Raw genomic sequence first — 8,941 nt, 5'->3', positions numbered from 1 at the left:
GAGGAGTTATAATGAAACGCGTATTAATTATAGGCGCTGGCCGCCTTGGTAAAGGCTTTGTGGGCGAAACATTTGACAATGCTGGCTGGGATATAACATTTCTGGATAAAGACCAAAGAGTTATTGATGAACTGAACCGTGAAAACAAATATACCGTTCAGGTTTTTCGTACTGATGACATCATTTTACACGAGATCACCAACTTTAATGCTTTTTTGACCGATGACAACTATTCTGTCATGAATGACTTTCTTGAGTCGTCTGTCATTATGTGTCCACTTTATCCAGAGGATTTTGCAGAATCCGCTCAGTATCTTGGCAAATGTTTTGAGCATCAATATCATATTGATCCAAACAAAAAAATGTCATTAATTTGCCTGACAAATAAAAATCATATTATTAAAGATATTGAAGGCTGGTACCGTGACGCAATCCCATCTGCTGAAGCGCGTCAATGGTTCGACACCCACGTAGCGATCCGCGATTCAATTGTCAGACGCTCCACCGATGCCAAAACGCACTACGCAACCCAGATAGACAGCACCGCCGTTGCCTCATTGATCATTCAAACTCCTCTTTATAACGACATCAGTGGTGTGGAATGGCTAGAGCCACGCGAACATCTGGAAATGCTCAAAGACATCAAAGTATTTACCATTAATGGCCCTCACGCTACTACCGCCTGGTATGGACATCTGAAAGGTTACAAAACCATTCCTGATGCCTCAGCCGATCCTCAGGTTTCAGATTTGGCCAATGCGGTACACGATGTCACAATTACTGCGGTAATGACCGAATACCCACAAATCACGCGTGAAGCATTAAAAGATCTGGAGTACTTACCTAAAGCTAAAAACGAACTCCCGGATTCGATTCATCGTGTCGCCTATGATCCTATTCGGAAATTGGCTTATCAGGATCGCTTAATGGGTGTAGTGCAACTTTGTCTTAAACACGACCTCGATTACACCCCCCTCACAAAAGCGATCGCTTGCGGCCTTGCTTATTATGCCGAAGACGATCAAGCCTCTGTCAAACTGCAACAGAAAATGCAACGAATGGGATTGCTGACTACCGCTGCCGAAATCATTGGCTTACCTAAAAATCACCCTGTGACGCTTAATGTTGCACAGCAATATTTAGCGCTGGATGCTGAAAATTTAATTCCAACGACACAGTGTTAATTATGATGCCTGATGCCAATTGCAATGCTCGTTTCATCATAAAAAATGAGCATGGTCTACATGCTCGTCCAGGAGCAAACCTGGTTGCGACATTAAAACCCTTTAAATGTGAAGTTAAGATCGCAAATCTTGCAAGAAGTGATAAATACGTAAATGCAAAGAGTCTAATGGCTCTCATGTCCCTGGGTATAAAAAAAGGCCATGAAGTCAATATCGTATTCCTGGGTGAAGATGCCCAAATTGCATTACAAAAACTTAGCGCCGAAATCGAAAATGGTTTAGGTGAATAAGCTAATATCATTGGCGCTTATTTTTAAATAAGCGCCAACATCCGAAGATTTGGGAGCATTATGATGACCACCACCCATGATCGAGTTAAGTGGAAAGGCTATTCAGGAGTCCCCGCGTAAATATCAAACCGATGCCCTTTCGTAACTACCGCGTTCGGCGTGGCGATATCCGCCAGCGGCGGTGCGTAATCCGGGCGCTTCACTACCACACGTTTAGTGGCTAGCTGACGCGCAGGCTCCAGCAGCCCATCCGCATCCAGGTCCGGTCCCACCAACGACTGAAACACCCGCATCTCTTTTTTTACCAGCGCGCTTTTCTGCTTATGCGGAAACATCGGGTCGAGGTACACCACCTGCGGACGCGGGGTGATATCGGTTAACGCCGTCAGGCTTGAGGCGTGGATCAGTTGTAAACGTTCCTGCAGCCACGGACCGATTTCCGGGTCAGCATACCCTCGCGCCAGGCCATCATCCAACAGAGCCGCCACGACCGGGTTACGTTCCAGCATTCGCACGCGGCAGCCTACTGAGGCCAGCACAAACGCATCGCGCCCCAGCCCTGCAGTCGCATCAACCACATCCGGCAGGTAATCGCCTTTAATGCCAACCGCCTTCGCCACCGCTTCGCCGCGACCACCGCCAAATTTGCGCCGATGGGCCATCGCACCGCCAACGAAATCCACGAAGATACCGCCGAGTTTGGGCTCATCACGTTTACGCAGTTCCAGATGTTCCGGTGTCATCACCAGCGCCATCAGGTTATCTTCATCGTGCGTAAGATTCCAGCGGGCGGCAAGAACAGATAAGGCGCCGTCTCCGGCGCCTGTTTCATCTACTAAGCAGATTTTCACGTGAATAATCAGCCTTTAATCCCGTAATGCTCCAGCATTGCATCCAGTTGCGGCTCACGGCCACGGAAGCGCTTGAACAGTTCCATCGGCTCTTCAGAACCACCACGGGTGAGAATGTTATCGAGGAACGATTGTCCGGTTTGACGGTTGAAAATCCCTTCATCTTCAAAGCGAGAGAATGCATCCGCCGCCAGCACGTCGGCCCACAGGTAGCTGTAGTAACCCGCCGCATAGCCACCAGCAAAAATGTGGCTGAAGGCATGCGGGAAGCGGCCCCACGTTGGTCCCGGCACCACGGCGACCTGCTTTTTAATTTCCGCCAGCGTTTCGAGGATTTTCGCCCCTTGCTGTGGGTTAAACTCCGCATGCAGACGGAAATCAAACAGGCCAAACTCCAGTTGACGCAGAATAAACAGCGCCGCCTGGTAATTTTTCGCCGCCAGCATTTTATCCAGCAACTCCTTGGGCAGCGGCTCACCGGTCTCAAAGTGACCAGAGATAAATGCCAGCGCTTCGGGCTCCCAGCACCAGTTTTCCATAAACTGGCTCGGCAGTTCGACCGCATCCCACGGCACGCCGTTGATACCTGAAACACCGGCGGTTTCGATACGGGTCAGCATATGGTGCAGACCGTGGCCGAACTCGTGGAACAGGGTGATCACTTCATCGTGGGTAAACAGCGCGGGTTTGCCGTTCACCGGGCGGTTAAAGTTACAGGTCAGGTAGGCAACAGGCTTTTGCAGCGTACCGTCGGCTTTACGCATCTGGCCGACGCAGTCGTCCATCCACGCCCCGCCACGTTTATGTTCACGGGCATACAGGTCAAGATAGAAACTGCCGCGCAGTTCGTTGTTTTCGTCATACAGTTCGAAGAAACGTACTTCCGGGTGCCAGACGTCAACATCAGTGCGCTCTTTAGCGGTAATGCCGTAAATACGTTTAACCACTTCAAACAGGCCGTTAACGGCTTTGTTTTCCGGGAAGTATGGACGCAACTGCTCGTCGCTGATGCTATAGAGGTGCTGTTTTTGTTTCTCGCTGTAGTAAGCGATATCCCACGGCTGCAGCTCATCGACACCAAATTCCGCTTTCGCGAAGGCGCGCAGTTGAGCCAGCTCTTTCTCGCCCTGAGGACGGGCACGTTTCGCCAGGTCGGTAAGGAAGTCGAGTACCTGCTGCGGGTTTTCCGCCATTTTGGTGGACAGAGATTTAAAAGCGTAGCTTTCAAAGCCCAGCAGCTGTGCCAGCTCGTGGCGCAGCGCGAGGATCTCTTCCATTATCGGGCTGTTGTCCCATTTACCAGCGTTTGGCCCCTGGTCAGACGCGCGAGTGGAGTAAGCGCGATACATCTCCTCACGCAGCCCCTGGTTATCACAGTAGGTCATCACCGGCAGGTAGCTTGGGATATCCAGCGTTAACAGGTAGCCTTCCTGCTGTTTAGCATCAGCCTGGGCTTTTGCAGCCGCCAGCGCGCTTTCCGGCATGCCGGAGAGTTCCGCTTCATCAGTCACCAGCTTAGTCCAGCCCATCGTGGCATCGAGGACGTTATTGCTGTAGAGATTGCCCAGCTCAGACAGGCGGGTGGCAATCTCACCATAGCGCAGCTGTTTTTCCTTCGGCAGACCAATACCAGAAAGCTCAAAATCGCGCAGCGCGTTATCGACCGCTTTTTTCTGTGCAGTGTTCAGGGTGGCGTAATGATCGCCGTCACGCAGGTCGCGGTACGCTTTGTACAGACCTTCATGTTGTCCAACCCAGGTGCTGTATTCAGACAGCAGCGGCAGCGTTTGTTCGTAGGCTTCGCGCAATTCCGGGCTGTTTTTCACCGAGTTCAGGTGGCTAACCGGAGAGAAAATACGCCCCAGCACATCGTCAACTTCCGCCAACGGCTGGCAAAGATTTTCCCAGGTGTACGGCGCGCCCTGCGCAACCACTCGCTCAACGTTTTCGCGGCAATCGTTCAGCGCCTTAGTCACGGCAGGCACGACGTGCTCAGGCTGAATTTTAGAAAATGGCGGCAGTTCGAAGGGGGTCAGCAATGGATTGGTCATTAGCGCGGTCCTGTTGAAAAGAGTGAATGAAGCGCGTATCCGGCGCTGTGCATATTAATTTGTACAATGGGGTTAAGTGTAGAGGATTTCAATGCCAGGCGTTGCGCTTTCGCGGCAGTGACGACTTTTCTGTATACTGTGGCGATACGCTTTATTTTCGCCCGATATTGCGCTGTTTTCGGGCCTACGTTTATAACCTGGAACACGTTTACCCATGCTGAGTTATCGCCACAGTTATCACGCTGGCAACCACGCCGACGTCCTTAAACACACCGTCCAGAGCCTGATCATCGAATCGCTTAAAGAGAAAGAAAAACCGTTTCTCTATCTGGATACCCATGCTGGCGCAGGCCGTTATCAGCTGAGCAGTGAGCATGCCGAACGTACCGGTGAATATCTGGAAGGGATCGCCCGTATCTGGCAGCAGGACGATTTGCCTGCCGAACTGGAACCCTACATTGGCGTGGTGAAGCACTTCAACCGTAGCGGCCAGTTGCGCTACTACCCCGGCTCTCCATTAATTGCTCGCCAGCTGCTGCGAGAACAGGATAGCCTGCAATTAACGGAACTGCACCCGAGCGACTTTCCTTTGCTGCGCGGCGAATTCCAGAAAGATGAGCGCGCACGCGTGGCCAAAGCCGATGGTTATCAGCAGCTAAAAGCAAAATTACCGCCGGTTTCCCGTCGCGGGCTGATCCTTATCGATCCCCCCTACGAAATCAAAAGCGACTACCAGGCGGTGGTGACCGGTATTAACGAAGGCTATAAGCGTTTCGCAACCGGCACCTATGCGCTGTGGTATCCGGTAGTTCTGCGCCAGCAAATCAAACGCATGATCCACGACCTGGAAGACACCGGTATCCGCAAAATTCTGCAGATTGAGCTGGCGGTGCGTCCGGACAGCGATCAGCGCGGCATGACGGCGTCCGGCATGATTGTAATAAACCCGCCGTGGAAGCTGGAGCAGCAGATGAACAGTGTCCTGCCGTGGTTGCACAGCAAACTGGTTCCGGCAGGAACCGGTCATACGTCGGTAAGCTGGATCGTGCCGGAGTAATCGCAGTCATCGGTGGAACCTTTTAATTTCAGGTATACAATCGCGAATATTTTGGCGGATGGCGTAACGCTTCCCCGCCCTACAATGAACATGAAGGAGCGGTCATGACCAAGCACTATGATTACATCGCTATTGGCGGCGGCAGCGGCGGTATTGCCTCCATTAACCGTGCAGCAATGTACGGCCAGAAATGCGCGCTGATTGAAGCCAAAGAGCTAGGCGGCACCTGCGTTAACGTTGGCTGCGTACCGAAAAAAGTGATGTGGCATGCCGCACAGGTCCGCGAAGCAATCCACATGTACGGGCCGGATTACGGTTTCGACACCACCATCAATAAGTTCGATTGGGATAAACTGATCGCCACGCGTACCGCTTATATTGATCGCATTCATACCTCGTACGACAACGTGCTGGGCAAAAATAATGTCGATGTGATTAAAGGCTTTGCCCGCTTTGTGGATGCCAAAACCATTGAAGTGAACGGTGAAACCATTACTGCCGATCATATTTTGATTGCTACCGGTGGTCGCCCGAGCCATCCAAGCATTCCGGGTGTGGAATACGGTATCGACTCCGACGGTTTCTTTGAGCTGCCCGCGCTGCCAAAACGCGTGGCCGTTGTTGGCGCAGGCTACATCGCCGTTGAACTGGCGGGCGTAATTAACGGTCTGGGTGCACAAACGCATCTGTTCGTGCGTAAACACGCGCCGCTGCGCAGCTTCGACCCAATGATCGTCGACACGCTGGTTGAGGTGATGAACGCCGAAGGCCCGACTCTGCATACTCACGCGATACCAAAAGCGGTCGTTAAAAACGCTGATGGCAGCCTGACCCTGCAACTGGAAGATGGTCGTAGCGAAACGGTAGATTGCCTGATTTGGGCGATCGGTCGTGAACCTGCCACCGACAACTTCAACCTGGCGGTTACTGGCGTGAAAACCAACGAAAAAGGCTACATCGTCGTTGATAAATTCCAGAACACCAGCGTGCCGGGTATTTATGCCGTCGGCGATAACACCGGGGCCGTTGAGCTGACGCCGGTTGCCGTTGCCGCGGGCCGCCGTCTGTCCGAGCGTCTGTTTAACAACAAGCCGGACGAGCATCTGGACTACAGCAACATCCCGACCGTGGTCTTCAGCCATCCGCCTATTGGTACCGTGGGCCTGACCGAGCAGCAGGCTCGCGAACAGCACGGCGATGATCAGGTGAAAGTGTATAAATCATCGTTTACCGCGATGTATACCGCTGTCACCACCCACCGTCAGCCGTGCCGCATGAAGCTGGTTTGCGTCGGTCCGGAAGAGAAGATTGTCGGAATTCATGGCATTGGTTTTGGGATGGATGAAATGCTGCAAGGCTTCGCGGTCGCTCTGAAAATGGGCGCAACCAAGAAAGACTTTGATAACACCGTTGCCATTCACCCAACGGCATCTGAAGAGTTCGTGACCATGCGTTAATCGCGCTTCAGGAATGTTAAAGGGCAAAGAGGGGTTAGCTCTTTGCCCTTAGTTACGTTTCCGCTATCAGTTCAGCAGTTGCAGCAGATAGCGGATCAGCTCCAGCAACGCGATTAACGCTCCCAGAACGATGATTGCTTTATCAATCACCCGTTTTCTCCATCAGATGGAGTGAGAATGCATCCGCTTACTCATCCATTGCCTGTCACGGCGCATGTCCCAGTGTTAGATGATGGAACTCTCACTCCGGCCAGAGCATCGGCCAACGGCACCACCCGTACAGCCGATCAGGACTTAGAAAGCGTTTAGCGCGCGTCCGGAATGAAAATGCTTCAGAACTAACTGGATAAGTATACAGTTGTTTTAATCAAAACAACCAGCGTATTCTTGCAATACTACCGGTAAGGTAATACGATTGAAGCGTTAGATGATGGAACTCTCACTTCGGCCAGAACCACCAACTCGGGCTGAAGCGTAAAAAAACCGACGTGAAGTCGGTTTTTTTACGTCCGAATCTGGACCACAGAGAAATTATTTACCCTGCATATACGGTGTATATACCCCATTAAGGCTTTCGAGGAATGCCACGATATCGTCGATATCTTCCTGCGGCAGTTCTTTACCCACTTGATAACGCAGCATCAGTTTTACCGCACCGTCGAGCGTAGGCACATCACCGCGATGGAAATAAGGCGCAGTCAGCGCAACGTTACGCAATCCAGGGACTTTCTGACGCAGCTTGTCACGTAATTCATTGGTGACGTTCATGCGGCCAATATCTGCAGCAGTGACCTCGCCGAAATTAAAGTCCTTTTTCAGCCCCAATGGCTCAAATGAACGTCCGCCTAAAATAATACCGCCATGACAGGTCGCGCACTTATTATCTTTAAACAACTGATAGCCATGTTTTTGCTGAGCGGTTAAGGCCGCTTCATCACCACGCAGCCATTTATCAAACGGCGAATTTGGCGTAATCAGCGTTTTCTCAAACTCAGCAATCGCATCGGTAATATTATCCCCACTGAATCCCTGCGGATAAACGGCAATGAACTCTTGCTTAAGTTGCGGATCCTTGTCCAGTTTCTGGATAATTTCATCCCAGGATTTAGACGCCATTTCGATAGGGTTCAACGGTGGGCCACCGGCCTGCGCCTGCAGTGTTGGCGCACGGCCATCCCAGAATTGCTCAACGTTAAAGACCGAGTTAAATACCGTTGGCGCATTGATAGGGCCAACCGCGCCGCCTACACCGATTGACGTTTTCCGGCCATCCACGCCGCCCGCATTCAGGGCGTGACAGTGCGCACAAGAAATCGTGCTGTCGCCGGAAATACGCGGGTCATGGTAAAGCGTAAAACCAAGCGCTACTTTGCGGGCATCGGTCGGGATGCTTTCCGGTATCGGCTGTACAGGTTCATTACGATGCTGCGTGGCAGTATCGTTACTGGCGTAGTACTGCTCACGCTGTTTCGCAATCCAGCCCAGGATCTCTGCTCGCTCCGTATCGCTTACTTTGCCAGCCCAGTGCAGTGCGGTATAACGCGTCGGCGGCATGGTCTCGTACTGCATCACCCACTCAATTTTATTCAGATCGCTTTGCGAAACGGGTTTATCCGCGACCAGCGCCGCACGAACGGCCTCCAGATTGAATGATTTGTATCCCAGTTGAATATCGTAATTCATCAACTGCTTAGCGACGGGAAAAGAAGAATAGAAAGGTAATTCAGCCGAAGGAGTGTGACAATAATCGCATCCTTTTTCACGTAAGAACCCTAGTACTTTATTATTTTCTTCCAGCGTAGAGGCCTGAACATCAGCCTGTTTACTCCGTTGATTATCGTGATACCACACATAACCGGATAATCCAAAATAACAAACCGCGACGCCAGCCATGGCAATCACGGTAAGACGGGTAATGATTTTCATTATTTTACCCTCACCGTTGTGAGTTATTGTGACCCAGAAAATTAGAATAATTAATAGACAGTCTTTGTCAGACCTGACCATCATAGGAAATGAGGGGATTACTATTTTGATAAGTATCAAGCAAT

Annotated in this window: 8 protein-coding genes; 4 read left to right on the top strand and 4 right to left on the bottom strand. The window is 51.3% G+C overall.

What is annotated here, in order from left to right; all coding sequences use genetic code 11:
• Positions 1-11 precede the first annotated feature (11 nt).
• Entirely contained in the window at positions 12-1,184 is a 1,173-nt protein-coding gene (locus KQJ19_RS20665) for a mannitol dehydrogenase (protein ID WP_019078100.1), read from the top strand.
• Between the two features lie 2 nt (positions 1,185-1,186).
• On the top strand, positions 1,187-1,474 hold the full coding sequence (locus KQJ19_RS20660) for an HPr family phosphocarrier protein (protein ID WP_029139725.1): 288 nt from the start codon (positions 1,187-1,189) through the stop codon (positions 1,472-1,474).
• 98 nt (positions 1,475-1,572) lie between these two features.
• Here the strand turns inward: KQJ19_RS20660 and rsmJ are convergent, their stop codons facing one another.
• Both rsmJ and prlC read right to left on the bottom strand, forming a co-directional pair.
• Positions 1,573-2,325, bottom strand: coding sequence for a 16S rRNA (guanine(1516)-N(2))-methyltransferase RsmJ (gene rsmJ, locus KQJ19_RS20655; protein WP_047501380.1), 753 nt, complete (start codon positions 2,323-2,325; stop codon positions 1,573-1,575).
• Between the two features lie 8 nt (positions 2,326-2,333).
• The gene (gene prlC, locus KQJ19_RS20650) at positions 2,334-4,376 is read right to left on the bottom strand and encodes an oligopeptidase A (protein ID WP_046274490.1); all 2,043 of its coding nucleotides are present in this window, start codon (positions 4,374-4,376) and stop codon (positions 2,334-2,336) included.
• A 214-nt stretch (positions 4,377-4,590) separates the two neighbouring features.
• Between prlC and KQJ19_RS20645 the strand changes: the two genes are divergently transcribed.
• Together KQJ19_RS20645 and gorA are read left to right on the top strand one after the other, a co-directional pair.
• The gene (locus KQJ19_RS20645; RefSeq protein WP_016154881.1) at positions 4,591-5,433 is read left to right on the top strand and encodes a 23S rRNA (adenine(2030)-N(6))-methyltransferase RlmJ; all 843 of its coding nucleotides are present in this window, start codon (positions 4,591-4,593) and stop codon (positions 5,431-5,433) included.
• 104 nt (positions 5,434-5,537) lie between these two features.
• Entirely contained in the window at positions 5,538-6,890 is a 1,353-nt protein-coding gene (gene gorA / locus KQJ19_RS20640; RefSeq protein WP_046274489.1) for a glutathione-disulfide reductase, read from the top strand.
• Positions 6,891-6,956: 66 nt separating this feature from the next.
• Here the strand turns inward: gorA and dinQ are convergent, their stop codons facing one another.
• A complete protein-coding gene (gene dinQ, locus KQJ19_RS20635; protein ID WP_003837776.1) occupies positions 6,957-7,040 on the bottom strand; it encodes a damage-inducible type I toxin DinQ in 84 nt (27 codons plus the stop codon).
• A 381-nt stretch (positions 7,041-7,421) separates the two neighbouring features.
• A complete protein-coding gene (locus KQJ19_RS20630) occupies positions 7,422-8,816 on the bottom strand; it encodes a cytochrome-c peroxidase (RefSeq protein ID WP_216404067.1) in 1,395 nt (464 codons plus the stop codon).
• Positions 8,817-8,941: the final 125 nt, after the last annotated feature.

The sequence above is a fragment of the Citrobacter sp. S46_ASV_140 genome, assembly GCF_018919545.1.
In the GTDB taxonomy this organism is placed as follows: Bacteria; Pseudomonadota; Gammaproteobacteria; order Enterobacterales; family Enterobacteriaceae; genus Citrobacter; species Citrobacter braakii.
Note: the sequence above shows the minus strand (reverse complement) of the source record. Positions and strands in the feature narration are given on the sequence as shown.